Source organism: Pseudomonas sp. Irchel 3H7, from assembly GCF_900187605.1.
In the GTDB taxonomy this organism is placed as follows: Bacteria; Pseudomonadota; Gammaproteobacteria; order Pseudomonadales; family Pseudomonadaceae; genus Aquipseudomonas.
Genome location: NZ_FYEA01000025.1, coordinates 1 through 23,568, shown reverse-complemented (window position 1 = coordinate 23,568; position 23,568 = coordinate 1). Strand labels below are relative to the sequence as shown.

Sequence of the window (23,568 nt, the reverse complement as noted above, 5' to 3'; positions counted from 1 at the left end):
CTAAAAATACGAATTTTCCTGAAGTGTTCATCTCCCTAGAATGCCCAGCCATCGACGGCTGGTCTGTGACCCTGTCTGTTCATTCGAAGGAAGCCTCATGAAATACACCATCCCAGCATTGATGTTTACGTCTTTACTGCTTCTGGCCGGTTGCGATCAGGCCGAGAAAAGCGCTCAGCAACTGATGGGCAAGGCTGCCGAAAGCGCCAAGCAAGCGATTGACGACACCCACAAAGCCGCCGAGCAAGCACTCAGCGATGCCACCGGCGGGCTGATCGAGAAGAAAGAAACACCGGAAAAAGATGCGGAAAAATCCGAATCTTCCTCCAAGACCATCTAATTCGTCTTACACAGAGTCAGGACTGACCCATGGAATATCTGTTACAGCTCGCCGCCAGCCCCACCGCCTGGGTTGCTTTGGCCACCTTGGTGGTGATGGAAATCGTGCTCGGCATCGATAACCTGATCTTTATCTCGATCCTGACCAACAAGCTGCCCAAGCAGTACCAGCAGAAAGCGCGCCGCATCGGTATCGGTATGGCGTTGATTCTGCGTCTGGCACTGTTGAGCACCATCGCCTTCATCGTGCAGCTGACTGCGCCGGTGATCGAGATTCTGGGCCAGGCGTTCTCCTGGAAGGACATGATCCTGATTGCCGGTGGTCTGTTCCTGGTCTGGAAGGCCACGACTGAAATCCATCACAGCATGGACCCGGCGCCGGAAGATCCGAAGTCGGCGACCTCGACGGTTACCCTGGGTTTTGCCGCCGCTATCGGTCAGATCCTGATGCTCGACATGGTGTTCTCGATCGACAGCATCATTACTGCGGTCGGCATGACCGAACACTTGCCGATCATGATCATCGCGGTGGTGGTGTCGGTACTGGTGATGCTGTTTGCTGCTGAGCCGCTGGCCAAGTTCATCAACGACAACCCGACGGTGGTGATGCTGGCTCTGGGCTTCCTGATCATGATCGGTATGACCTTGATCGCTGAAGGCTTCGGTGCCCACGTACCGAAAGGTTATGTGTATGCGGCGATGGCGTTCTCGGCAGCGATTGAAGTGCTGAACATGATGTCGCGTCGGGCGAGGCAGAAGAAACTGGCTGAGCAGGCGTAACTGCTGAAAGTACAAAAAACCGCCTGAACTCTTAGAGATCAGGCGGTTTTTTTTGATTCAAGATTTGCAGTGTGGAATAGATCCAGCCCCTCACCCCAGCCCTCTCCCAAGGGAGAGGGAGCCGATCTGCGTGGTTTTTAAACCTGAGTTCGGCTCGATATTTCACGTCGATGTATTTCTCAATAGCGACTCGATCAGTCCCCTCTCCCTCCGGGAGAGGGCTAGGGTGAGGGGCTTTTGCTTTTAAAGTTTGGCCTCAGTGCGCAGTTGCGTGACGCGGGCTGTGCTTCTCGGTTTTCTCAACCGCAGCAGGCTGAACCGGATGATGGTGGCGTCGCGAAATTCGCAACACGCCCCACAACATGGCGGCAGCCACGGCCAGCCAGCCGGCAATCAACATCACAATGGTCATGGTCAGGCTCATCAGTGCCTCCTCTTCGCCCTGCATCGGGCGCACGCTTTTTCAATTCGCTCTGTTTCAGTGACAGTCTAGACAATGGGGTGTTTCAGACTATTGACCAAAGGTCGATTGCGACCAATCAGTTTGCTCTATGCAATCGATGGGTCTGCCGCTTAAGGCTATACCGCAGCCTGGCGCGGCCCTATGATCGCAGGCGTTGCCGGAACACGATGACCGGCGTCTGAACAGAGAGTGATGATGGTGCAGGTATTTTCTCGAATTCGTGCGGCGCTGCTGGTGGCGGGTTGCGCGGCCGTGTTGGCCGGATGTGCAGGCAGTGTTGCGCCCGAGGTCAAGCGTCTGCCGGAGCGGGTCGAACTCAGCGGCACGTTCTATCGCGGTGAAGCCAATCAAAGCGGGCCGCAAGTGCTGGCTAGCCTGTTGTCGCAGCAGGGCATCGTGATTACCCCGGGGCTGCTCGAGAAACCATTGCACCTGCCGGGTGCCGAAGACCAATTGCAGCAGAATCTGCAAAACCTTGCCCGTGAGTACGGCATGGTGGTGTACCCGCTGGACAGCAAGCTGCCAGCGCTGTTGAAGCAAGTGGCAGCGGGTTATCCGGTGATGGTGCGTTTCAGCGAGGGTTCGGCATTCTGGACCGAACCGCGTTACGCGATCCTGTCCGGCTACGACCGCAATAAGCAGAAAGTGTTGCTGCGCGCCGGCATGAACCGTCGCGAGCTGATGAGTTTCAGTTCCTTTGAGTCGGCACTGGAAAAGTCCGGTGGCTGGGCCGTGCTGATTCAGAAACCGTCGCAGATCCCCGCAGCCGTCGACCGACAGCGCTGGCTCAAAGCGGCGGATGATCTGGCTCAGGCCGGTCAGGAAAACGAAGCGGCGCAGGCGCGCAAGGCGCTGGCAGCCCACTGAGTCTCCGTTCGTCATTTGCCGGGCACGACTGCGCCCGGCAAGCCTCCTACGAATAGAACCCGCTTTCCGCGGGTGAATCAGGAGGCGATATGACAGATTCCCAAGCACCGAAAGGCCCGCATTCGTCCGAGCATTCTTCGGGAGATGATCTGGGGTTTGATCCGGACTCGCCCGACCTCGATGATCCGCAAGTCGATCCTGTCGGCCCCGCCAAGGCGCCTCTCGACGTTGAGCCAGGCGAAGACCCCAGGAAACCAGCCAAACCCTACGATCCCCTGGCTGATCTGAAACCTTGATGCGAGGTGCGTATGAGTACTGATTCAAGCTTCGACGACCATAAACCCGACAGTGTGCCCACCACGCCAGAGCCGGAGATTGATCCGGTGCTGGACCCGGACAGCCCGCTGCGCGACCCGATGGCCCGGCCCAACGTGTTGACGCCGGAACCTGCGCGGGATCCGAGCGCGGGCGATGGCATCCCTGATGACGACCAGATGCCGTTGCCCAATGACTGATTCAACGGATAAAAAAAAGCCCCGAAGATTCGGGGCTTTTTCTTGCGTGGAGGATTACTTGGAGGCTTCAACCACGCCGCTCTGGCGCGACTTGAGGTTTTTCTCGGCCTTGTATTGCTGGGCCACGGCTGGGACGTTGGCGCTCCTGCCGGTTTCCACCCAGCTGCGGATGCGGCTGGCATCGGCAAAGTGGGTGTACTTGCCGAACGCGTCGAGAATCACCAAAGCGACCGGGCGATTGCCCATTTTCGTCACCAGCACCAGGCAATGCCCGGCGGGGTTGGTGAAGCCGGTTTTAGTGATCTTGATGTCCCAGTCGGCTTTATTGACCAAGTGATCGGTATTACGGAAACCCAGGGTGTAATTGGGTTTACGGAACGACACGGTTTTTTCCTTGGTGGTGGTCAGTTCGCTGAGGAGCGGATACTTATGCGCGGCCACCAGCAACTTACTCAGGTCGCGGGCGGTGGAAACGTTACGCTCCGACAGGCCTGTCGGTTCGACGAAATGCGTGCTGGTCATGCCCAGTGCCTTGGCTTTGGCGTTCATCGCCGCGATAAAGGCGGCGTAGCCTCCCGGGTAGTGGTGCGCGAGGCTGGCGGCCGCGCGGTTCTCCGAAGACATCAAGGCGATCAGCAGCATCTCGCGGCGCGGCAGTTCACTCTTGAGTTTGACTCGGGAAAACACACCGCGCATTTCCGGTGTGTTGCTGATATCGACATTGATCCATTCGTCCATGTTCTGCCGGGCTTCAACCACTACCAAACCGGTCATCAACTTACTGACGGAGGCAATCGGTACGATCACGTCAGGGTTGCTGGAGTAGATGACTTTGTTGGTCTGCATATCCATGAGCAGGGCGCTGCCGGAGGCGATCTTCAGGGTCGAAGCGTCACGGGGGGCAGCGGTGGTTTCCGCAGCGTTGATCGTTGGCGTGATGAATGCGCCTGTAAAAGCAAAAAACAGGCTCAGAATCGAAAGACGAATTTTCACGCGGGCGAACTCATAAAGGTTGGATATTCCGTTAGTTTGTAACGGGTTATTTCTTCAAAGCGTCGCATTCTAGGAGTATGGCTGAAGATCTGTCGATGGTTGTTTGAACGACCTGAAAAACTCGTGAAAAGGCCTGTAAAAAGAGGGGTTTCCGGCGAACGGTTACAGTTTTTTCTCAGGCATGAAAAAACCCGCACAAGGCGGGTTTTTCTTATTGCTGAAAGTACCACTCAGGCGTGCAGGGTTTCTGCCGCATAAAGGGTGTTTTCCAGCAGGCAGGCGCGGGTCATCGGACCGACGCCACCCGGCACCGGAGTGATCCAGCCAGCGCGGGGCAGGGCGGTTTCGTAGACTACGTCGCCGACCAGTTTGCCGTCGTCCTGACGGTTGATGCCGACGTCGATCACGATCGCGCCTTCCTTGATCCACTCGCCTTTGACCAGGCCCGGCTTGCCGGCGGCCACCACCACCAGATCAGCACGGCCAACGTGGCCGGCCAGATCCTTGGTGAAGCGGTGAGTCACGGTCACGGTGCAACCGGCCAGCAACAGTTCCATCGCCATCGGGCGCCCGACGATGTTGGAGGCGCCGACGACCACTGCGTCCATGCCATAAAGGTCAGCGCCAGTGCTTTCCAGCAGCGTCATGATGCCTTTAGGCGTGCATGGACGCAGCAGCGGAATGCGTTGGGCCAGACGACCGACGTTATAAGGATGGAAACCGTCGACGTCTTTGTCCGGGCGGATACGCTCCAGAAGTCTGGAGGCATCCAGGTGCTCGGGCAGCGGCAACTGAAGCAGGATGCCGTCGATTGCAGGGTCGTCGTTGAGGCGATCGATCAGATCGGTCAACGCGTCTTGCGTGGTGTCAGAGGGCAGGTCGTAGGCTTGAGAGAGGAAGCCAACCTCTTCACAGTCTTTACGCTTGTGCGAGACATAAACCTGAGAGGCAGGATCGCTGCCGACCAGGATCACCGCGAGGCCGGGAGTGCGCAGGCCTTGCTGGCGACGCTCGGCAACTCGTTGGGCGATCTGCTGGCGCAGGCTGGCGGCGATCGATTTGCCGTCGATTAGTTGTGCAGTCATTGCGCGTGATTAACCATCGAGAGGGGAAAAAATGAGAACGCATTCTCGCATGTCGAGCGGTGAGGGCAAAGGCGCTTGGTCAGCAAATTCCTCTAACTCCTTTAATTAAATGAATTTTTTTCAAAAAGGATTTGACGACCTTCGGAGCGCTCTATACTATTCGTCGCACTTGTCGGGCACAGCCTAGCACTGGTTAAGAAGGTGAAGCGGAATCAAGGTTCTGCGACACTGGAAAGCACTTAGTTTGTAGTCCTTTAAGAGTACAGATTAATAAGGCGCCCGTAGCTCAGCTGGATAGAGCATCCGCCTTCTAAGCGGATGGTCGCAGGTTCGAGTCCTGCCGGGTGCGCCATTAGGCAGCTTTGGCACAAGTAACGCGATATGGTGGGCGTAGCTCAGTTGGTAGAGCACGGGATTGTGACTCCCGTTGTCGTGGGTTCGATCCCCATCGTCCACCCCATATTTCGAAAGGCGCCAGATGTAAAAGTCTGGCGCCTTTGCTTTAAAAGCTTCATCCGCGGATGTGGTGGAATTGGTAGACACACTGGATTTAGGTTCCAGCGCCGCGAGGCGTAAGAGTTCGAGTCTCTTCATCCGCACCAATTAAAGCTTCATTCATGTCTTCGGGCTGGTGAGGTTTCAACAAAGAAGTTGTTTGGCTTTTTTGTTACGCAATATGGTGGGCGTAGCTCAGTTGGTAGAGCACGGGATTGTGACTCCCGTTGTCGTGGGTTCGATCCCCATCGTCCACCCCATATTTCGAAAGGCGCCAGATTTAACAGTCTGGCGCCTTTTTTGTTTTAGCGCTTCTGAAAACCGGTGATTGCCGGTTTCGGGGGGCAGGGGCAGGGCGCTTCGTCGTATTTATGTTGCTCGATGATGCTGCGCTGTTCGCCGGGCTTGCTTGCAAGAGCGGCCGTCAGGGAGTGATTGGCAGTCTCTTCTATATATAGAAGCGGTTGGCGCAGAGCCCTGGCGTGATTGGTTGTATTCGCCTGTGGGACGCGCTGCATTGGTGTGGCGGTCCCGATAATATGCCTGCTGTTTTTTTACCCGTTTTCAGTAGGGTGACTTCTTGAGTTTGACCCACTAGAATGCATGCCCTTGATTCTGGGGTCGGAAACGGCCGGCTAACGTCTGTGCAACGAGGAATATCCATGCAAGTTTCTGTTGAAAATACTACTGCTCTCGAGCGCCGCATGAGCGTCACCGTGCCGGCAGAGCGCATCGAGACTCAGGTCAACAAGCGTCTGCAGCAGACTGCCCAAAAGGCCAAGATTGCTGGCTTCCGTCCAGGCAAAGTGCCAATGAGCGAAATCAAGCGCCGTTTCGGTGCTGATGCTCGTCAGGAAGCGGTAGGCGACGTGATCCAGTCCTCCTTCTACGAAGCTGTGGTCGAGCAGAAGCTGAACCCGGCAGGTTCGCCATCGATCGAGCCTAAGTCGCTCGAAGCTGGCAAAGACCTGGAATACGTTGCTGTATTCGAAGTGTTCCCTGAGTTCACCGTTGCCGGTTTCGACGGCATCACCGTTGAGCGCCTGAGCGCTGACGTGGCTGACGCTGACCTGGACAAAATGCTCGACATCCTGCGCAAGCAGAACACTCGTTTTGAAGTGGCCGATCGCGCTGCCCAGAACGAAGACCAACTGAACATCGATTTCGTTGGCAAGGTTGACGGCGAAGTATTCGCTGGCGGCTCCGCCAAGGGCACTCAGCTGGTGCTGGGTTCCGGTCGCATGATCCCGGGCTTCGAAGAAGGCCTGGTTGGTGCTAAAGCCGGCGAAGAACGCGTTCTGAACCTGACCTTCCCTGAGGACTATCAGAACCTGGACCTGGCCGGCAAAACCGCCGAGTTCACCGTGACCGTCAACACTGTGTCCGAGCCTAAGCTGCCAGAGCTGAACGAAGAGTTCTTCGCTCAATTCGGCATCAAGGAAAGCGGCATCGATGGTTTCCGCACCGAAGTTCGCAAGAACATGGAGCGCGAACTGCGTCAGGCGATCAAATCCAAGGTCAAGAATCAGGTAATGGACGGTCTGCTGGCCACCAACCCGATCGAAGTGCCTAAGGCGCTGCTGTCCAACGAAGTTGACCGTCTGCGCGTGCAGGCTGTTCAGCAGTTCGGTGGCAACATCAAGCCTGATCAACTGCCGGCCGAGCTGTTCGAAGAGCAAGCCAAGCGCCGCGTCGTGCTGGGCCTGATCGTTGCTGAAGTGGTCAAGCAGTTCGACCTGAAGCCTGACGAAGCTCGCGTTCGCGAAATGATTCAGGAAATGGCTTCGGCTTACCAAGAGCCTGAGCAGGTTGTGTCGTGGTACTACAAAAACGAGCAGCAGCTGAACGAAGTGCGTTCGGTTGTGCTGGAAGAACAAGTTGTGGATACTGTTCTGCAGAAAGCTAGTGTGACCGACAAAGCGGTCTCTTACGAAGAAGCAGTCAAGCCGGTAGAAGCTCCAACAGCCGACTGATTGAATTTGCGTTAAGAAGTACACACCATAAGCCAGCTCTCGAGCTGGCTTATGCGTATTCAAGACATAACTATTTGGGAGCGACTGCAGAGCATGTTCCGTAATTCTTATATTCAGCAGAACTCTGATATCCAGGCCGCCGGCGGCCTGGTCCCGATGGTTGTCGAGCAATCTGCTCGTGGCGAACGCGCCTATGACATCTATTCGCGCCTGCTCAAGGAGCGAGTGATCTTTCTGGTTGGTCCGGTAGAGGACTACATGGCCAACCTGATCTGCGCGCAACTGCTGTTCCTTGAAGCGGAAAACCCGGACAAGGACATCCATCTTTACATCAACTCCCCGGGCGGTTCGGTGACTGCAGGCATGTCGATCTACGACACCATGCAGTTCATCAAACCGAACGTGTCGACCACCTGCATCGGCCAGGCCTGCAGCATGGGTGCATTCCTGCTGACCGCAGGTGCCCCGGGCAAGCGTTTCTGCCTGCCGAACTCGCGCGTGATGATTCACCAGCCACTGGGCGGTTTCCAGGGCCAGGCGTCGGACATCGAAATCCATGCCAAGGAAATCCTCTTCATTCGCGAGCGTCTGAACACGCTGATGGCCAAGCACAGCGGGCGTACTCTGGAAGAAATCGAGCGCGATACCAATCGCGACAACTTCATGAGTGCAGAAGCTGCGAAGGAATATGGCCTGATCGACGAAGTGATCAACCAGCGCCCAGCTTAAAATAAGCAGCTCAAAATAGGCTTGGTCGGCTTGTCTGATCAGCGGCGGGCTTGAAAAAGCCCGCAATAGCCTTCATCTTGTGTTGCAAGCCTATCGGATTTGGATCGAACGAATGACTGACACCCGCAACGGCGAGGACAACGGCAAGCTGCTCTATTGCTCCTTCTGTGGCAAAAGCCAGCATGAAGTGCGCAAATTGATTGCCGGCCCCTCGGTCTTTATCTGCGACGAGTGCGTCGACCTGTGCAATGACATCATCCGTGAGGAGGTGCAGGAAGCCCAGGCCGAAAGCAGCGCGCATAAATTGCCTTCGCCTAAAGAAATCAGCGGCATCCTTGACCAGTACGTCATTGGTCAGGAGCGTGCCAAAAAGGTTTTGGCCGTAGCGGTGTACAACCACTACAAGCGCCTGAACCAGCGTGACAAAAAGGCTGACGACGTCGAACTCGGCAAGAGCAACATCCTGCTGATCGGCCCGACAGGCTCCGGTAAAACCCTGCTGGCCGAAACACTGGCCCGCTTGCTGAACGTTCCGTTCACCATTGCCGACGCAACCACCCTCACCGAGGCGGGTTACGTGGGTGAAGATGTCGAGAACATCATTCAGAAGCTGCTGCAGAAGTGCGATTACGACGTAGAGAAAGCCCAGATGGGTATTGTCTACATCGACGAAATCGACAAGATTTCCCGCAAGTCCGACAACCCGTCGATCACCCGGGACGTTTCCGGTGAAGGCGTGCAACAGGCCTTGCTGAAGTTGATCGAAGGCACGGTCGCATCCGTACCGCCGCAAGGTGGTCGCAAGCACCCGCAGCAGGAATTCCTGCAGGTCGACACCCGTAACATCCTGTTCATCTGCGGTGGTGCGTTCTCTGGTCTGGAAAAGGTTATTCAAAACCGTTCCACCAAGGGCGGCATCGGCTTCAATGCGGAAGTGCGCAGCAAGGAAGAAGGCAAGAAAGTCGGTGAATCCCTGCGTGAAGTCGAGCCTGACGATCTGGTCAAGTTCGGTCTGATCCCGGAGTTCGTCGGTCGTCTGCCGGTCCTCGCGACGCTGGACGAGCTGGATGAGGCTGCGCTGATGCAGATCCTCACCGAGCCGAAAAATGCTCTGACCAAACAGTATGCCAAGCTGTTCGAGATGGAAGGCGTGGATCTGGAATTCCGGACCGACGCGCTGAAATCGGTCGCCAAGCGTGCCCTGGAACGTAAAACCGGTGCCCGTGGTCTGCGTTCGATTCTCGAAGGTGTACTGCTCGACACGATGTATGAAATCCCCTCGCAGTCCGAGGTGAGCAAAGTCGTGATCGATGAAAGCGTGATCGAAGGCAAGTCCAAGCCACTGTATATCTACGAGAACAGTGAGCCGACAGCCAAGGCAGCGCCGGACGCGTAAGCGTTCAGTCTGCTGGAATAAAGAAGGGGCCTTCGGGCCTCTTTTTTTTTATGTCATTTTTTACATCCGCTTAGCGCTTGTTTTTTTTCAAGGCAGCCCCCATCTTGGTTTCAAGCTCAATTCCATCTGATTACGGCCATATGGCCGCCGTAGAGGCGAAATCATGAAGACAACCATCGAATTGCCTCTCCTGCCATTGCGTGATGTCGTGGTTTATCCGCACATGGTTATCCCGCTGTTCGTGGGGCGCGAGAAATCCATCGAAGCCCTCGAGGCCGCGATGACGGGCGACAAGCAGATCCTCCTGCTGGCCCAGAGAAACCCGGCTGACGACGATCCCGGTGAAGACGCTCTCTATCGCGTAGGTACCATCGCCACTGTTCTACAGCTTCTGAAGCTGCCTGACGGCACCGTAAAGGTTCTCGTCGAGGGTGAGCAGCGTGGCACTGTCGAACGCTTCAGCGAAGTCGACGGCCACTGCCGTGCTGAAGTTTCGCTGATTGAAGAAGTCGACGCTGCCGAGCGCGAATCCGAAGTGTTCGTGCGCACGCTGCTGTCGCAGTTCGAACAATATGTGCAGTTGGGCAAGAAAGTCCCGGCTGAAGTCCTGTCGTCGCTCAACAGCATCGATGAGCCGGGTCGCCTGGTCGACACCATGGCCGCGCACATGGCGCTGAAAATCGAGCAGAAGCAGGAAATTCTCGAAATCATCGATTTGTCGGCCCGGGTCGAGCACGTTCTGGCGTTGCTGGATGCCGAGATCGATCTGCTGCAAGTCGAAAAACGCATTCGTGGCCGCGTCAAAAAGCAAATGGAGCGCAGTCAGCGCGAGTACTACTTGAATGAGCAGATGAAGGCCATTCAGAAAGAACTCGGCGACAGCGACGAAGGCCACAACGAAATCGAAGACCTGAAAAAGCGTATCGACGCTGCCGGTCTGCCGAAAGACGCGTTGGCCAAGGCCACGGCCGAGCTGAACAAGCTCAAGCAGATGTCGCCGATGTCCGCTGAGGCCACGGTGGTGCGCTCGTACATCGACTGGCTGGTGCAAGTGCCGTGGAAGGCGCAGAGCAAGGTTCGCCTGGACCTGGCGCGTGCAGAAGACATTCTCGATGCCGATCACTACGGCCTCGAAGAGGTCAAGGAACGTATCCTTGAATACCTCGCCGTGCAAAAACGCGTGAAGAAAATCCGTGGCCCGGTGTTGTGCCTGGTCGGTCCTCCGGGCGTGGGTAAAACCTCGCTGGCAGAGTCGATCGCTCACGCCACCAACCGCAAATTCGTGCGCATGGCCCTCGGTGGTGTGCGTGATGAAGCGGAAATTCGCGGTCACCGTCGGACTTACATCGGTTCGATGCCGGGAAGATTGATTCAAAAGATGACAAAAGTGGGTGTGCGCAACCCGCTGTTCCTGCTCGATGAAATCGACAAAATGGGCAGTGACATGCGTGGCGACCCGGCATCGGCATTGCTGGAAGTGCTCGATCCAGAGCAGAACCACAACTTCAATGACCACTATCTGGAAGTCGATTACGACCTTTCCGATGTGATGTTCCTGTGCACCTCGAACTCGATGAACATCCCGCCGGCGCTGCTCGACCGGATGGAAGTGATCCGTCTGCCGGGCTACACCGAAGACGAGAAGATCAACATCGCGGTCAAATACCTCTCGCCTAAACAGATCGCCGCTAACGGTCTGAAGAAGGGCGAGCTGGAATTCGACGCAGAAGCGATTCGCGACATCATCCGTTACTACACCCGTGAAGCCGGTGTGCGTGGCCTCGAACGTCAGATCGCCAAGGTTTGCCGCAAGGCTGTTAAAGAGCACGCACTGGAAAAACGCTTCTCGGTGAAAGTGACAGCTGATCTGCTGGAGCACTTCCTGGGTGTGCGCAAATTCCGCTACGGTCTGGCCGAACAGCAGGATCAGATCGGTCAGGTGACCGGCCTTGCCTGGACACAGGTGGGCGGCGAATTGCTGACCATCGAAGCCGCGGTTGTGCCGGGTAAAGGTCAGTTGATCAAGACCGGTTCGCTGGGCGATGTAATGGTCGAATCGATCACTGCTGCGCTCACTGTAGTGCGCAGCCGCGCCAAGAGCCTGGGCATTCCTCTGGACTTCCACGAGAAGCGCGACACGCACATCCACATGCCGGAAGGGGCGACCCCGAAGGACGGCCCTAGCGCTGGTGTAGGCATGTGCACGGCGCTGGTGTCGGCATTGACCGGGATTCCGGTGCGCGCCGATGTCGCCATGACCGGTGAAATTACCCTGCGTGGTCAGGTGCTGGCAATTGGTGGTCTGAAGGAAAAATTGCTGGCGGCTCACCGCGGCGGAATCAAGATTGTGATTATTCCGGAAGAGAACGTGCGTGATCTGAAGGAGATTCCTGACAATATCAAGCAGGATCTGCAGATTAAACCGGTTAAATGGATTGACGAGGTCCTGCAAATTGCGCTGCAATACGCGCCGGAGCCCTTGCCGGATGTGGCTCCGGAGATAGTTGCCAAGGACGAAAAACGTGAGTCTGACTCTAAGGAAAGAATTAGCACGCATTAATACGCTTTTGACTGGGGGGCTTCCTTGACAGTTTTTTAGAGCCCTTGTTATAAAGCGGCTCTTAAGTGTCTGTAGGCCATTCAGCACTCGTTTTTGCTTTCACCAAAAAACTTAGAATCATCTCAAAATAGATATAAGGGGACTTAGAGTGAACAAGTCGGAACTGATTGATGCTATCGCTGCATCCGCTGATATCCCGAAAGCTGCTGCTGGCCGTGCGCTGGACGCTGTAATCGAATCCGTCACTGGCGCTCTGAAGGCTGGCGACTCCGTTGTTCTGGTTGGTTTCGGTACTTTCTCCGTGACGGACCGTCCGGCTCGTACCGGTCGTAACCCTCAGACCGGCAAGACTCTGGAAATCCCGGCTGCCAAGAAGCCAGGTTTCAAAGCCGGTAAAGCACTGAAAGAAGCTGTTAACTAAGTTTTCAGGTTTTTACCCATCCGGGTCGGGGTCATGCCTGACTTGGCAGCGGAGCGGTAGAGCAGGTCGCTGAAACAGTGGCCTGTAACGCCGGGATCGAGGGTTCGAGCCCTGTCCGCTCCGCCAGTTACGAGAAGGCGCATCCTCGGATGCGCCTTTCTTCTATCCGGATTCTACCCACGCTCCACGGTTGCCTAATTTTGAAGTTCAACCGTTTCTGGGGGACGCATGCTGCAGAATATCAGGGACAATTCACAAGGCTGGATTGCCAAGACCATTATCGGGGTCATCGTTGCACTGATGGCTCTGACCGGTTTCGACGCCATTTTCCAGGCCACGACTCACAAGAATGAGGCGGCCAAGGTCAACGGTGAAGAAATCAGCCAGAACGAACTGAGTCAGGCCGTTGATATGCAACGCCGTCAGTTGATGCAACAGTTGGGCAAAGACTTCGATGCTTCCTTGCTTGATGAGAAAATGCTGCGCGAATCGGCCCTCAAGGGTCTGATCGATCGCAAGCTGCTGCTGCAAGGCGCCGAACAAGCGAAATTCGCTTTCTCCGAAGGCGCACTGGACCAAGTGATCCTGCAAACACCTGAATTTCAGGTGGACGGCAAGTTCAGCTCCGAGCGCTTTGACCAGGTGATCCGTCAACTGGGTTACAGCCGTATGCAATTCCGCCAGATGCTGGCTCAGGAAATGCTGATCGGCCAACTGCGTGCCGGTGTGGCTGGCAGCGGTTTCGTCACCGACGCTGAAGTGTTGGCATTTGCCCGTCTGGAAAAACAGACCCGCGATTTCGCCACCCTGAACGTCAAGGCTGACCCGGCAGCGGTCAAACTGACCGACGACGAAGTCAAGGCGTACTACGACGAGCACGCCAAGGAGTTCATGACTCCGGATCAAGTGATCATCGATTACGTAGAACTGAAGAAGTCTTCGTTCTTCGATCAGGTTGCGGTCAAGGACGAAGACCTGCAGGCGGCGTATCAGAAAGAGATCGCCAACCTGTCGGAACAGCGTCGTGCCGCGCACATTCTGATCGAAGTGAACGACAAGACCACCGAAGCTCAGGCCAAGGCGAAGATCGACGAAGTCCAGGCGCGTCTGGCCAAGGGCGAGAAGTTCGAAACGCTGGCCAAGGAGTTCTCGCAGGACCCGGGTTCGGCCAACAACGGTGGTGACCTCGGTTATGCAGGTCCGGGTGTTTACGACCCGGCGTTCGAAAAAGCCTTGTACTCCTTGTCGAAAGACCAGGTGTCCGAGCCGATTCGTACTGACTTCGGTTACCACTTGATCAAGCTGCTGGGTGTGGAAGCGCCTGAAGTGCCGACTCTGGCCAGCCTGAAAGACAAGCTGACCCGCGAGCTGAAAGCCGCACAGGTCGAGCAGCGTTTTGTCGAGGCGACCAAGCAACTGGAAGACTCGGCGTTCGAAGCGTCTGACCTGGCTCAGCCAGCGGCGGATCTGAAGCTGACCGTGCACACCTCCAAGCCGTTCGGTCGTGAGGGTGGCGAAGGTGTTGCGGCCAACCGTGCCGTGGTCACCGCAGCGTTCAGCACTGAAGTGATCGACGAAGGTGCCAACAGCACCGCCATTGAGCTGGATCCGGAAACCGTGATCGTGCTGCGTTCCAAGGAGCACCTGAAGCCTGTGCAACTGCCGCTGGAAAGCGTGAATGTGGCTATCCGCACTCAGTTGACCAAAGAGCACGCCAGTGCGGCTGCCAAGACCAAGGCCGAGAAGCTGATTGCTGATCTGCGTGATGGCAAGGCGCCGTTGGACAAGGCAGTTGAGGGTCAGAACTGGAAAGCCACCGAAGCGGCCACTCGTGGTCAGGAAGGTGTTGATCCGGCGGTGCTGCAGGCGTTGTTCCGTATGCCGAAGCCGGCTGCCAAGGACAAGCCGACGTTCACCAGCGTGACGTTGCCCGATGGCAGTCTGATGATCGTGCGTCTGAATGGCGTTAACGAAGCGGCTGCGCCGACGGATGAAGAGAAGGTTCAGTACCGTCGTTTCCTTGCTTCGCGTGAGGGGCAGCAGGACTTTGCGGCGTATCGCAAGCAGTTGGAAGCTCAGGCTGAGATCAAGCGGTTTTGATGGTTGACTGAGATGTAATGTGAAAGCCCCGGCCTGAATAGGTCGGGGCTTTTTTTTGCGCTGGGTGGCTGGGCGTGGCGGCCTTTGGGCCGGCCATGCTGCGGGTGTTTTTTATGAATATCCGTTTCTGCGGGTGTTGCCGCTGGCGGTTCCGCCCTTACGGCGGGTCACTTTGGCAAACGCCCCAAAGTAACCAAAGGTCTGTGCCCTGACGTTCGGCCCGCTCGCTGGGGCTCGGGGTTCCTTCGCTCCGGGATCGATCCGGGGGCATCGCCTACGGTTTGCTTCGCTGCACCTCCTTTCGATGTGTTCGACTTCGTCGAACGGTCGCTGCGCTCCCACCCCCGGATCAATCCCTCCACTCAGCCTGCCGACGGGCCTTAAGATCAAGAGCTGCAGCCGAGCTAACGCTCATCCTGTTGAGTGGGGCGGCTTTGCCGCGTGGGCGGTATACAAATTAACTGTGGGAGCGAGCTTGCTCGCGAAGGCGGCCTGACAGCCGACCCATCTTCTGTCTGATGTACTCAGTTCCATTGTAGGAGTGAGCCTGCTCGCGATGGCGGCCTGTCAATCGGCCGATTTCCAGCGGTCAGGTCTTAATCCAACAGCTCATTCGGTCTCATTCGGCTCTTGGAAAACCATGTTTCCGAGCTTTGATAGTTGCTGACAGGGTCAACACCAACAACCCTGCAACGATCCACGGAAACGCCCCCACACCGAGGTTGCCCAGCAACACACCACCCATCAAACCACCGCCAGCAATCCCGACATTCCACAACGTCACCAGCATCGATTGCGCTGTGTCAGCAGCCTCTTTCGCGGTTTTCGCTGAGGCGGTCTGCAGCAGCGATGGCATTGCGCCAAACGCCAGTCCCCACACAGCGGTGGCGATGTACACCACATTCGGCGAGTCGCGCCACAGACCCAGTGCTATCGCCGAGAGCATGAACAATCCGGCGCTGATCAATACCAGTTCGCGTAGCCAACGGTCGATCAGGCTGCCGACGATCCACAGGCTCAGCACCGAGGCGAGGCCGAATACCAGCAACACGCGGTCGACATTGGTATCCAGCCCGGAAAGCTGCAGAAAGGGCGCGATGTAGGTGTAGAGCAAGTTGTGCGCGACGACGTAGGTGAGGGTGACAAACAATACGGCTCGCACGCCCGGCAAGTTAAACACCTGACGCAGCGGCATGCGCTTTCCCACGCGTTCGCCGGCGAAGTCCGGTACTTGCCAGCGTACCCAGACCACCAACACTACGGTCAGCGCGGTCATGATCGCGAAGCTCAGACGCCAACCGATCAGGCTGCCGAGCAGGGTGCCGACGGGTATTCCCAGTGATAGCGCGAGCGGCGCGCCGAGCATGGCCACGGTGATGGCGCGGCCTTGCAGGTGCGGGGCGACCATACGGCTCGCATATCCGGCCAGCAGTGCCCAAAGTAATCCGGCAAATACGCCGGCAATGAAACGTGCAATCAACGTTAGCCAATACAGCTCCGACAGCGCGGTGATGCTGTTGGCGATGGCAAAGCCGCCGATGGCGGACAGCAGCAGCGGTCTGCGCCGCCAGCCGCGGGTGGCGATCGTCAGTGGAATCGCTGCCAGAATCGAGCCGATTGCGTACAGCGTGACCAATTGCCCGATCAGCGCCTGGGAGACATTCAGGCCGCTGCTCATCTGCGGCAACAGGCCGGCGGGCATGGCTTCGGTCATGACCGTAATGAATCCGGCGGTAGCCAGTGCCAGCAGCGCAGCAAGGGGTAATCGCTCGCGGCGTTCGGCAGGTTGTTCAAGTGCGGGGCAATCGAGTTGTGCGTCGTTCATGAGCCGGCATCCGTGTGCAGAGTTGACGAGGAGCACAGGGTAGAGCGCTGCACATCGGTGAAAAACGGGTTAAGGTTCCGAACATATCGGACATGGATGTCAGCAATGGGAGAGTGGTATGGATAGCCTGGGCAGTATTTCGGTGTTTGTTCAGGTCGCCGAAACGCGCAGTTTCACCGAGGCGGGGCGGCTGCAAGGGGTGTCATCGTCGGCGGTGGGCAAAAGTATTGCGCGGTTGGAGGCGCGACTGGGCGTGCGTTTGTTTCAGCGCACCACGCGCAGCGTCACGCTGACAAGTGAGGGCGCGCTGTTTCTTGAGCGCTGTCGCAAGATCCTCGCGGAAGTCGAGGCGGCGGAATTCGAGTTGTGTGATGCCGCCGCCAAACCCCATGGCAAGTTACGCATCAGCCTGCCGCAGGTGCATGGCCTGGTGATGCCGGTCATGACCGAGTTCATGGGGTTGTACCCGCAGATTGAACTGGATCTGGATTTGACCGATCGCATGGTCGATGTGGTTGAGGAAGGTTTCGACGCGGTGATCCGTACCGGCAAACCGCGAGATTCGCGACTGATGGCGCGACCGTTGGGCGATTTTCACATGGTGCTGGTGGCCAGCCCGGCTTATCTGGCGCAACGCGGTGTGCCACAAACGCCGGGCGATCTGGCAGCGCACGCGTGCCTGCGGCATACGTTTCATGCGACCGGCAAACTGGAAACATGGCCGCTGATCCGCGCGCAAGGTGCCGCCGAGCCGACGTTGCCGACGCGGCTGGTCAGTACGTCCATCGAGGCCGTGAGCCACGCGGTGCTGGCCGGTATGGGCATTGCCTGTCTGCCTGATTTCATGACCCGTGAGGCCGAGGCCCAAGGGCGCTTGCAGCGGGTGCTGGATGCGCATCTGGAACACACCGGGCAGTTCTGGGTCCTATGGCCATCGAGTCGCCACGCCACGGCGAAACTGCGCGTGTTCATCGATCATCTGGCGTTGCGACTTTTTCCCGCAACGCGCGGTCGATAGAGTTGTAACTGCTTTAAGACACTAATCCATGCGCCGCAGGGTCGTGATCTGTTGCACAATACGCCCCGGACTGTTTTCTCTCAGGATGTTCAATGTTGATTTCCACTCCCATGCGTGTTGTCGGGTTGGCGCTGTTGTTGACCGCTGTTGCCGGCTGTTCGAAAGACAAGCCGATGTATGAGCATGAGAACTTCGATGACTCTGGTACGTTTTCGCGCAATTACCCGGTGACCGATTCGGTCAGTTGCGAAGCGGCCCGTCGTGCGTTGCTCAGCCAGGGCTACATCATCACCAGCAGTGACCCGAAACTGGTCAGTGGCCACAAGAGTTTCCAGCAAACCGGCGACACCCACATGGAGATCAGCTTCAACGTGGTCTGCGCCGATGACGGCAGTGTCGGGCACCATGCGACGATGTTTGCCAACGCCTTGCAGGATCGTTATGCGCTGAAGAAGACCAACAACTCCGCCAGCCTCGGCGTGGGTGTGTTGGGTTCGGTGTCGATGCCGATCGGCTCGTCCGACGATTCGATGGTCAAGGTTGCCAGCGAGACGGTGACGTCGCAGAAGTTCTATGAGCGCTTCTTCACGCTGGTGGAGTTGTTCCTGCCGGCGGAAGCAAAGAAAGCTGCGCACATTGAAGAGAAGCCGAAGGCTGACCTCGGTGTGCCTGAGGCGAAGGCGGCTCCGGCAGCGCTGGCGCCAACGCCAACGCCGACTCCAACGCCTGCGCCCGCCGCAACCCCTGCGCCTGCAGCGGAGCCCGCTCCCGCACCCGCCGAGGCCGCGCCAGTGACGTCTGAACCGGTTGCGCCACCGGCAGAGGCCGCGCCGATCACTCCGGCGCCGAGCGCAGAACCTGCACCGGCGCCGACGACCGAAACCATCACGCCACCGGCCAACCCGGACATCCCGCCGCCATCCGAGCCGATTCCGGCGATGCCAGCGTCCGGCCAATAAACCAGCCTCACCGCAAATCCCTGTGGGAGCGAGCCTGCTCGCGAAAGCGTCGGAACATTCAGCACGCATGTGACTGACTGGCCGCCTTCGCGAGCAGGCTCGCTCCCACAGTGGTTTTTGCGGTGGCTTAAAATCTAGTTACATTCCCCTGACAAAATTCCCGCGATAAATTCCTGACCACCTGCTACGTTTTAATCATGAAGGCCGGGTTTCACTTTTCCTTCACACGAGCACGTTAAGCTCGAGGCACTGGGCATTTGCTCAGGCCCATTCAAGAGAGCAGCAGGGGGATTACACGATGGATGAATATCAAGAAGAGCTGCTCGAGTATCAGGCCTTTGAACTGGATCAACCCGAGCCCGCCGAAGACGCCACCGAGCTTTGACTTGCAGCTTGAAGCTGGTAACGCGCAGGCGCTTTTATGCCGTTTTGCGGTGACTGCGGCGGAATTCGCCGGGCGTCTGACCGCTCCAGCGTTTAAAGGCTCGCTGGAACGCTTCGGCTGAAGCGAAACCCAGCAGGTAGGCGATTTCGCCAAAAGCCAGTTCGGTGTCGCGGATGTAGGTCATCGCCAGATCCCGACGCGTGTCGTTGAGGATCGAGCGAAACTGCGTGCCTTCTTCGGCCAGTTTGCGCCGTAACGTCCAGGTCGGCAGCTTCAGGCGTGCCGCCACTTCTTCCAGGTCGGGTTCCCGGCCGCCATTGAGCAACGGCCCCAATAGCTGAGTGATGCGTTCGCGCAGGCTGCGGGTTCGGGTCAATTGCTCAAGTTCCCGCTCACACAACTGCAGCAGATGCCGCCAGGTACTCGGGCAGTGCTCGGGATTGCGCTGTGCGAGGCTGTTGAGGTTCAGGCGCAGTTGATTTCGTTCGGCACCGAACTGGATCGGGCAATCCCCCAGCACGCTGTAAGCCTCGCGGTAATCGGGCTCATCGAATTCGATTTCAATGCGTTCGGCGCGCAGCGGTTCACCGCTGACACTGGATAGCTGATGCAACCACCCGGCGATGATTGAATCCACGACAAAACGGTTATAGGCGTTGTACGGGCTGATCGAATAGAAACGCAGCCACGCGCCATGGGCGTCTTCGTGAAAACTCGACTGGCCGCGATAATTGGAGCCGTACAACGCTTCGAAACGGATCAGGCAGCGCGCGGCCTCACGCACGGTGGGCGCTTGTGCGGCGGTGACACCGGCCAGCCCGGCCTGGCTCAGGCGACTGAGCTGACCCATGCGCAATCCCAACGCCGAATTGCCGGTCAGTTGAATCGCCGCGTGGCCCAGGCGCATATAGCGCGGAATCGACAAACGCGCCCCGGCCTCGGCCAGCCGTGCGGCGTCGAGGCCATATTGCTCGAGGAGCGGCTGCGGATCGACCGCATGACTGCGCACGGCATCGGCGAGGCTGTGCACGAAGCCCACCGACAGATCCCCCAAACGCATCGGCAGCGGTTTCATGGCTTACAACCAGATGTTCAACAAACGCGCGCCACGGGCCTCGCCATCGGCGAACTGCTGACCGTTGCTGCTGAGGAAACTCTGACCGGCACTGGCCTTGTCCCAGAACTGCCCGCGCAGGAACACACTGATGCCGGCGATCGCTCGGCTGCTCGGTGGCTGCGCGGTCAGCGTCAACCGATGCCAAGCCTGTCCTTCTGTAAGCTCACCGGGTTTGAGACTGACCGAGCCCGGGGTACTTGAACCTTTGTAACCGCGCCATGGCTGATTCCACGCACCTTGGCCGAACACCTGCGCTGGCACCGCGATCAATTGTGCGTTTTGCTCATCGAGTTTGCGGTAATTGTCCGGATACCAACTGTCGCTGCCAATCAGCACACCGAGGCGTCCGGCCGGGGTGTCGACCACGTTGAGCGCATGTTTGTCTGCACCTTCGATCACTTCACGTTGATCGAACACCGGGTGCATCTGCCGTTGCGGCTGACCCAGCGGCACGCCGTCACGGCCGAACACCACGCTGCTGTTGAACAGCGCACCGCTGCCGGGTTTGAGCTGGCCATCACGGATGCTCGGTTCCGGCAGCACGATCGAACCCGCCACCAGCGTCACATGAAACTCTTTGGCCAGACCACCGAACAGTGCCTGGTAATCCTTGGCCATCGCCTTGGACTTCATGCGCAGGTACGCGTCATTGAGGCGGTCGCTGCCGTTGGCACTGAGCCAGGCGCGGGCGAACAACAACGGATTGCTCGCCGCCAGCCAGTTCATCGCCTCGGCGAGGGTCGGGGCCTGATACAGCTCGTCTTTTTCACCGCTGAGCAGCAACCAGGTGCCGACGTTTTCCGGCAATACCACGACGGTTTTGTCATTCAGCAGGCCTTGATCCTGGGCTTGCTGCAGATAAGCCGCGAGTTTGCGGTGCAAGCGTTCGGCGCTTTGATAATCGGTGGGAAACAGTTCGGGCTGGATGCCCAGCAGATTGCCGCGATCGGCGGGGGTGCCCTGATCGACCGCGACTTTAATGCGTAAGTCCGACAGGTAATGCCCCGCCGGCCGGTCCGCCGCCCACATGGCGTAGGTGGTCAGGGCGGCAACGAGGGCCATGGAAAAAAACAGGTACAAAAGTTTGCGCATGAAAACCAACAACTACCGGGTGCAGGGTATGGCGACTAGGGTAGGGCCCATGGCTCCGGTTGCCAAGGGGCGCTGCGCATTTGGATCAATAAGTTGTCAGTTACGGTCATTGAGTGACAGCGATGCGACTCTTAGTCTGTCGAACATGACTGACGGGGGCCGCAGAGCTCCCGCAACTTTTCCGTGATTGCTCGTTGTGGAGTTACCGATGACCGCCGCTCATTACCCGCACCTGTTGGCCCCGCTGGACCTGGGATTCACCACGCTGCGCAACCGCACCCTCATGGGCTCGATGCACACGGGCCTTGAAGAAAAACCGGGTGGTTTCGAGCGCATGGCGGCGTACTTCGCTGAGCGTGCCCGAGGCGGCGTTGGCCTGATGGTCACTGGCGGTATCGGTCCGAACGACGAGGGCGGCGTCTATTCTGGTGCGGCCAAGCTGACCACCGAGGAGGAAGCGCTCAAGCACCGCATCGTCACCCGCGCGGTGCACGACGCGGGCGGCAAGATCTGCATGCAGATCCTTCACGCTGGGCGTTATGCCTACAGCCCGAAGCAGGTCGCGCCGAGTGCGATCCAGGCCCCGATCAACCCGTTCAAGCCCAAAGAGCTGGACGAAGAAGGCATCGAGAAGCAGATCAATGATTTCGTCACCTGCTCGGTACTGGCGCAGACCGCCGAGTATGACGGCGTCGAGATCATGGGCTCGGAAGGGTATTTCATTAACCAGTTCCTCGCCGCGCACACCAATCACCGCACCGACCGTTGGGGTGGCAGCTACGAAAACCGTATGCGCCTGCCGGTGGAAATCGTTCGCCGTGTCCGCGAAGCCGTCGGCCCGAACTTCATCATCATTTTCCGTCTGTCGATGCTCGATCTGGTCGAGGGCGGCAGCACCTGGGACGAGATCGTCACCCTGGCCAAAGCCATCGAGCAAGCCGGCGCGACCATCATCAACACCGGCATCGGCTGGCATGAAGCGCGGATTCCGACCATCGCCACCAAAGTGCCGCGTGCGGCGTTCAGCAAGGTCACGGCCAAACTGCGCGGCTCGGTGAAGATCCCGCTGATCACCACCAACCGCATCAACACCCCGGAAATCGCCGAGCAGATTCTTGCCGAGGGCGATGCCGACATGGTCTCGATGGCGCGGCCGTTCCTCGCCGACCCGGACTTCGTCAACAAGGCCGCTGAAGGTCGTGCGGACGAAATCAACACCTGCATCGGTTGCAACCAGGCGTGCCTCGATCACACCTTCGGCGGCAAGCTGACCAGCTGTCTGGTCAACCCGCGTGCGTGCCACGAAACCGAACTCAACTACCTGCCGGTGCAGCAGAGCAAGAAAATCGCCGTGGTCGGCGCCGGCCCTGCCGGTTTGTCCGCCGCCACTGTAGCTGCCGAACGCGGCCACCAGGTGACGTTGTTCGATTCGGCCAGTGAAATCGGCGGCCAGTTCAACATCTCCAAGCGCGTGCCGGGCAAGGAAGAGTTTTTCGAAACCCTGCGTTACTTCAAGCGCAAGCTGCAGACCACTAACGTTGAGGTGTGCCTGAACACCCGCGTCGACGTGGCGAAACTGGTTGAAGGCGGGTACGACGAAATCATCCTCGCCACCGGCATTGCGCCGCGTGTGCCGGCGATTCCGGGCGTCGACAACGCCAAGGTGCTGAGCTACCTGGATGTGATCCTTGAGCGTAAACCGGTCGGCAAGCGTGTCGCTGTGATCGGCGCCGGCGGTATCGGTTTTGACGTGTCGGAATTCCTTGTCCACGAAGGCGTGGCCACCAGTCAGGATCGCGCCGCGTTCTGGAAAGAGTGGGGCATCGATACCAAACTGGAGGCTCGCGGTGGCGTCGCCGGGATCAAAGCCGCACCGCATGCCCCGGCTCGTGAAGTGTTTCTGTTGCAGCGCAAGAAAACCAAGGTCGGTGATGGTCTGGGTAAAACCACCGGCTGGATTCACCGTACCGGTTTGAAGAACAAACAGGTGCAGATGCTCAACAGCGTTGAATACCTGAGCATCGATGACCAAGGCCTGCACATTCGAATCGGTGAAACTGGCGAGCCCCAACTGCTGGCGGTGGACAACATTGTGATTTGCGCGGGGCAGGATCCGCTGCGTGAACTGCACGACGGTCTGGTTGAGGCGGGGCAGAACGTGCACCTGATCGGCGGCGCCGATGTCGCGGCGGAGCTGGATGCCAAGCGTGCGATCAACCAGGGTTCGCGCCTCGCCGCTGAACTTTAAGCCCTGCGCTGAACCTGTGGGAGCGAGCCTGCTCGCGAAGGCGTGGTGTCAGTCGACATATGTATTGGCTGACACTCCGCTTTCGCGAGCAGGCTCGCTTGTATGGTAGGACTTGAAGGGAGGAGGAGGGACAAGGCTCGATTCTGACTGTTGACGCAGCACAGACCGTGGGAGATTTCGCCCCTCCTCCTTTCACCCAAGCGCCGAT

Annotated in this window: 20 protein-coding genes and 4 tRNA genes; 18 read left to right on the top strand and 6 right to left on the bottom strand. The window is 58.0% G+C overall.

The genetic code is table 11. The features are described from left to right. Positions 1-97 precede the first annotated feature (97 nt). Both CKW38_RS28960 and CKW38_RS28955 read left to right on the top strand, forming a co-directional pair. Positions 98-340, top strand: a complete 243-nt coding sequence (locus CKW38_RS28960; protein ID WP_007917343.1) for a hypothetical protein — start codon at positions 98-100, stop codon at positions 338-340. A 29-nt stretch (positions 341-369) separates the two neighbouring features. Continuing rightward, complete coding sequence (locus CKW38_RS28955; RefSeq protein WP_007917342.1) at positions 370-1,119, top strand: TerC family protein; 750 nt, start codon at positions 370-372, stop codon at positions 1,117-1,119. Between the two features lie 256 nt (positions 1,120-1,375). Here the strand turns inward: CKW38_RS28955 and CKW38_RS30275 are convergent, their stop codons facing one another. Further along, positions 1,376-1,543, bottom strand: coding sequence for a hypothetical protein (locus tag CKW38_RS30275; protein ID WP_176472385.1), 168 nt, complete (start codon positions 1,541-1,543; stop codon positions 1,376-1,378). 234 nt (positions 1,544-1,777) lie between these two features. Here CKW38_RS30275 and CKW38_RS28945 point away from each other — a divergent pair, with 234 nt between their 5' ends. From CKW38_RS28945 to CKW38_RS28935, 3 genes are all read left to right on the top strand, one after another. Then, complete coding sequence (locus tag CKW38_RS28945) at positions 1,778-2,449, top strand: peptidase C39 family protein (protein ID WP_095114517.1); 672 nt, start codon at positions 1,778-1,780, stop codon at positions 2,447-2,449. Between the two features lie 89 nt (positions 2,450-2,538). Further along, positions 2,539-2,745 (top strand): DUF6021 family protein, encoded by a 207-nt coding sequence (locus CKW38_RS28940; RefSeq protein WP_007917337.1) that lies wholly within the window; start codon positions 2,539-2,541, stop codon positions 2,743-2,745. 12 nt (positions 2,746-2,757) lie between these two features. Beyond that, positions 2,758-2,964, top strand: a complete 207-nt coding sequence (locus CKW38_RS28935) for a hypothetical protein (protein ID WP_095114516.1) — start codon at positions 2,758-2,760, stop codon at positions 2,962-2,964. A gap of 54 nt (positions 2,965-3,018) precedes the next feature. Here the strand turns inward: CKW38_RS28935 and pbpG are convergent, their stop codons facing one another. Beyond that, positions 3,019-3,957, bottom strand: coding sequence for a D-alanyl-D-alanine endopeptidase (pbpG, locus tag CKW38_RS28930; protein WP_095114515.1), 939 nt, complete (start codon positions 3,955-3,957; stop codon positions 3,019-3,021). A gap of 230 nt (positions 3,958-4,187) precedes the next feature. Beyond that, positions 4,188-5,042, bottom strand: a complete 855-nt coding sequence (gene folD / locus CKW38_RS28925; RefSeq protein ID WP_007917331.1) for a bifunctional methylenetetrahydrofolate dehydrogenase/methenyltetrahydrofolate cyclohydrolase FolD — start codon at positions 5,040-5,042, stop codon at positions 4,188-4,190. 275 nt (positions 5,043-5,317) lie between these two features. Between folD and CKW38_RS28920 the strand changes: the two genes are divergently transcribed. The 10 genes from CKW38_RS28920 to CKW38_RS28875 all read left to right on the top strand — a co-directional run bounded on the left by CKW38_RS28920 (position 5,318) and on the right by CKW38_RS28875 (position 14,716). After that, positions 5,318-5,394: transfer RNA gene (locus CKW38_RS28920), tRNA-Arg, on the top strand. A gap of 32 nt (positions 5,395-5,426) precedes the next feature. Next, positions 5,427-5,502, top strand: a tRNA-His gene (locus tag CKW38_RS28915). 57 nt (positions 5,503-5,559) lie between these two features. Further along, positions 5,560-5,644, top strand: a tRNA-Leu gene (locus tag CKW38_RS28910). A 77-nt stretch (positions 5,645-5,721) separates the two neighbouring features. Further along, positions 5,722-5,797 (top strand) — tRNA-His (locus CKW38_RS28905). A gap of 402 nt (positions 5,798-6,199) precedes the next feature. Continuing rightward, positions 6,200-7,510, top strand: coding sequence for a trigger factor (tig, locus tag CKW38_RS28900; RefSeq protein WP_007917329.1), 1,311 nt, complete (start codon positions 6,200-6,202; stop codon positions 7,508-7,510). Positions 7,511-7,603: 93 nt separating this feature from the next. Continuing rightward, a complete protein-coding gene (gene clpP / locus CKW38_RS28895; protein ID WP_007951559.1) occupies positions 7,604-8,239 on the top strand; it encodes an ATP-dependent Clp endopeptidase proteolytic subunit ClpP in 636 nt (211 codons plus the stop codon). Between the two features lie 112 nt (positions 8,240-8,351). Beyond that, entirely contained in the window at positions 8,352-9,635 is a 1,284-nt protein-coding gene (clpX, locus tag CKW38_RS28890) for an ATP-dependent Clp protease ATP-binding subunit ClpX (RefSeq protein ID WP_003223632.1), read from the top strand. 163 nt (positions 9,636-9,798) lie between these two features. Beyond that, the gene (gene lon / locus CKW38_RS28885) at positions 9,799-12,195 is read left to right on the top strand and encodes an endopeptidase La (RefSeq protein ID WP_007917325.1); all 2,397 of its coding nucleotides are present in this window, start codon (positions 9,799-9,801) and stop codon (positions 12,193-12,195) included. Between the two features lie 148 nt (positions 12,196-12,343). Then, positions 12,344-12,616 carry an HU family DNA-binding protein gene (locus tag CKW38_RS28880; RefSeq protein WP_003183171.1) on the top strand — a complete coding sequence of 91 codons (273 nt, stop codon included), beginning with the start codon at positions 12,344-12,346 and terminating at the stop codon, positions 12,614-12,616. Positions 12,617-12,844: 228 nt separating this feature from the next. Beyond that, the gene (locus tag CKW38_RS28875) at positions 12,845-14,716 is read left to right on the top strand and encodes a SurA N-terminal domain-containing protein (protein ID WP_095114514.1); all 1,872 of its coding nucleotides are present in this window, start codon (positions 12,845-12,847) and stop codon (positions 14,714-14,716) included. 619 nt (positions 14,717-15,335) lie between these two features. On the opposite strand, the gene CKW38_RS28870 is transcribed toward CKW38_RS28875, so the two are convergent. Then, positions 15,336-16,541 carry an MFS transporter gene (locus tag CKW38_RS28870; RefSeq protein ID WP_095114513.1) on the bottom strand — a complete coding sequence of 402 codons (1,206 nt, stop codon included), beginning with the start codon at positions 16,539-16,541 and terminating at the stop codon, positions 15,336-15,338. Positions 16,542-16,659: 118 nt separating this feature from the next. Here CKW38_RS28870 and CKW38_RS28865 point away from each other — a divergent pair, with 118 nt between their 5' ends. After that, a complete protein-coding gene (locus CKW38_RS28865) occupies positions 16,660-17,559 on the top strand; it encodes a LysR family transcriptional regulator (RefSeq protein WP_007917313.1) in 900 nt (299 codons plus the stop codon). A 92-nt stretch (positions 17,560-17,651) separates the two neighbouring features. Further along, positions 17,652-18,518 carry a DUF2242 domain-containing protein gene (locus tag CKW38_RS28860; RefSeq protein ID WP_095114512.1) on the top strand — a complete coding sequence of 289 codons (867 nt, stop codon included), beginning with the start codon at positions 17,652-17,654 and terminating at the stop codon, positions 18,516-18,518. Positions 18,519-18,937: 419 nt separating this feature from the next. Here CKW38_RS28860 and CKW38_RS28855 read toward each other — a convergent pair whose 3' ends face one another. Further along, a complete protein-coding gene (locus CKW38_RS28855; protein WP_095114511.1) occupies positions 18,938-19,978 on the bottom strand; it encodes an AraC family transcriptional regulator in 1,041 nt (346 codons plus the stop codon). A 3-nt stretch (positions 19,979-19,981) separates the two neighbouring features. Next, positions 19,982-21,112, bottom strand: coding sequence for a nitrilase-related carbon-nitrogen hydrolase (locus tag CKW38_RS28850; protein ID WP_095114510.1), 1,131 nt, complete (start codon positions 21,110-21,112; stop codon positions 19,982-19,984). Positions 21,113-21,320: 208 nt separating this feature from the next. Between CKW38_RS28850 and CKW38_RS28845 the strand changes: the two genes are divergently transcribed. Then, positions 21,321-23,360 (top strand): FAD-dependent oxidoreductase, encoded by a 2,040-nt coding sequence (locus tag CKW38_RS28845; protein ID WP_095114508.1) that lies wholly within the window; start codon positions 21,321-21,323, stop codon positions 23,358-23,360. Positions 23,361-23,568 lie beyond the last annotated feature (208 nt).

Coding starts and splice junctions, on each gene's coding strand:
- CKW38_RS28960 (WP_007917343.1), top strand. CDS start 98: ATGAAATACACCATCCCAGCATTGATGTTTACGTCTTTACTGCTTCTG.
- CKW38_RS28955 (WP_007917342.1), top strand. CDS start 370: ATGGAATATCTGTTACAGCTCGCCGCCAGCCCCACCGCCTGGGTTGCT.
- CKW38_RS30275 (WP_176472385.1), bottom strand. CDS start 1,543: ATGAGCCTGACCATGACCATTGTGATGTTGATTGCCGGCTGGCTGGCC.
- CKW38_RS28945 (WP_095114517.1), top strand. CDS start 1,778: ATGGTGCAGGTATTTTCTCGAATTCGTGCGGCGCTGCTGGTGGCGGGT.
- CKW38_RS28940 (WP_007917337.1), top strand. CDS start 2,539: ATGACAGATTCCCAAGCACCGAAAGGCCCGCATTCGTCCGAGCATTCT.
- CKW38_RS28935 (WP_095114516.1), top strand. CDS start 2,758: ATGAGTACTGATTCAAGCTTCGACGACCATAAACCCGACAGTGTGCCC.
- folD (WP_007917331.1), bottom strand. CDS start 5,042: ATGACTGCACAACTAATCGACGGCAAATCGATCGCCGCCAGCCTGCGC.
- tig (WP_007917329.1), top strand. CDS start 6,200: ATGCAAGTTTCTGTTGAAAATACTACTGCTCTCGAGCGCCGCATGAGC.
- clpP (WP_007951559.1), top strand. CDS start 7,604: ATGTTCCGTAATTCTTATATTCAGCAGAACTCTGATATCCAGGCCGCC.
- clpX (WP_003223632.1), top strand. CDS start 8,352: ATGACTGACACCCGCAACGGCGAGGACAACGGCAAGCTGCTCTATTGC.
- lon (WP_007917325.1), top strand. CDS start 9,799: ATGAAGACAACCATCGAATTGCCTCTCCTGCCATTGCGTGATGTCGTG.
- CKW38_RS28875 (WP_095114514.1), top strand. CDS start 12,845: ATGCTGCAGAATATCAGGGACAATTCACAAGGCTGGATTGCCAAGACC.
- CKW38_RS28870 (WP_095114513.1), bottom strand. CDS start 16,541: ATGAACGACGCACAACTCGATTGCCCCGCACTTGAACAACCTGCCGAA.
- CKW38_RS28865 (WP_007917313.1), top strand. CDS start 16,660: ATGGATAGCCTGGGCAGTATTTCGGTGTTTGTTCAGGTCGCCGAAACG.
- CKW38_RS28860 (WP_095114512.1), top strand. CDS start 17,652: ATGTTGATTTCCACTCCCATGCGTGTTGTCGGGTTGGCGCTGTTGTTG.
- CKW38_RS28855 (WP_095114511.1), bottom strand. CDS start 19,978: ATGAAACCGCTGCCGATGCGTTTGGGGGATCTGTCGGTGGGCTTCGTG.
- CKW38_RS28850 (WP_095114510.1), bottom strand. CDS start 21,112: ATGCGCAAACTTTTGTACCTGTTTTTTTCCATGGCCCTCGTTGCCGCC.
- CKW38_RS28845 (WP_095114508.1), top strand. CDS start 21,321: ATGACCGCCGCTCATTACCCGCACCTGTTGGCCCCGCTGGACCTGGGA.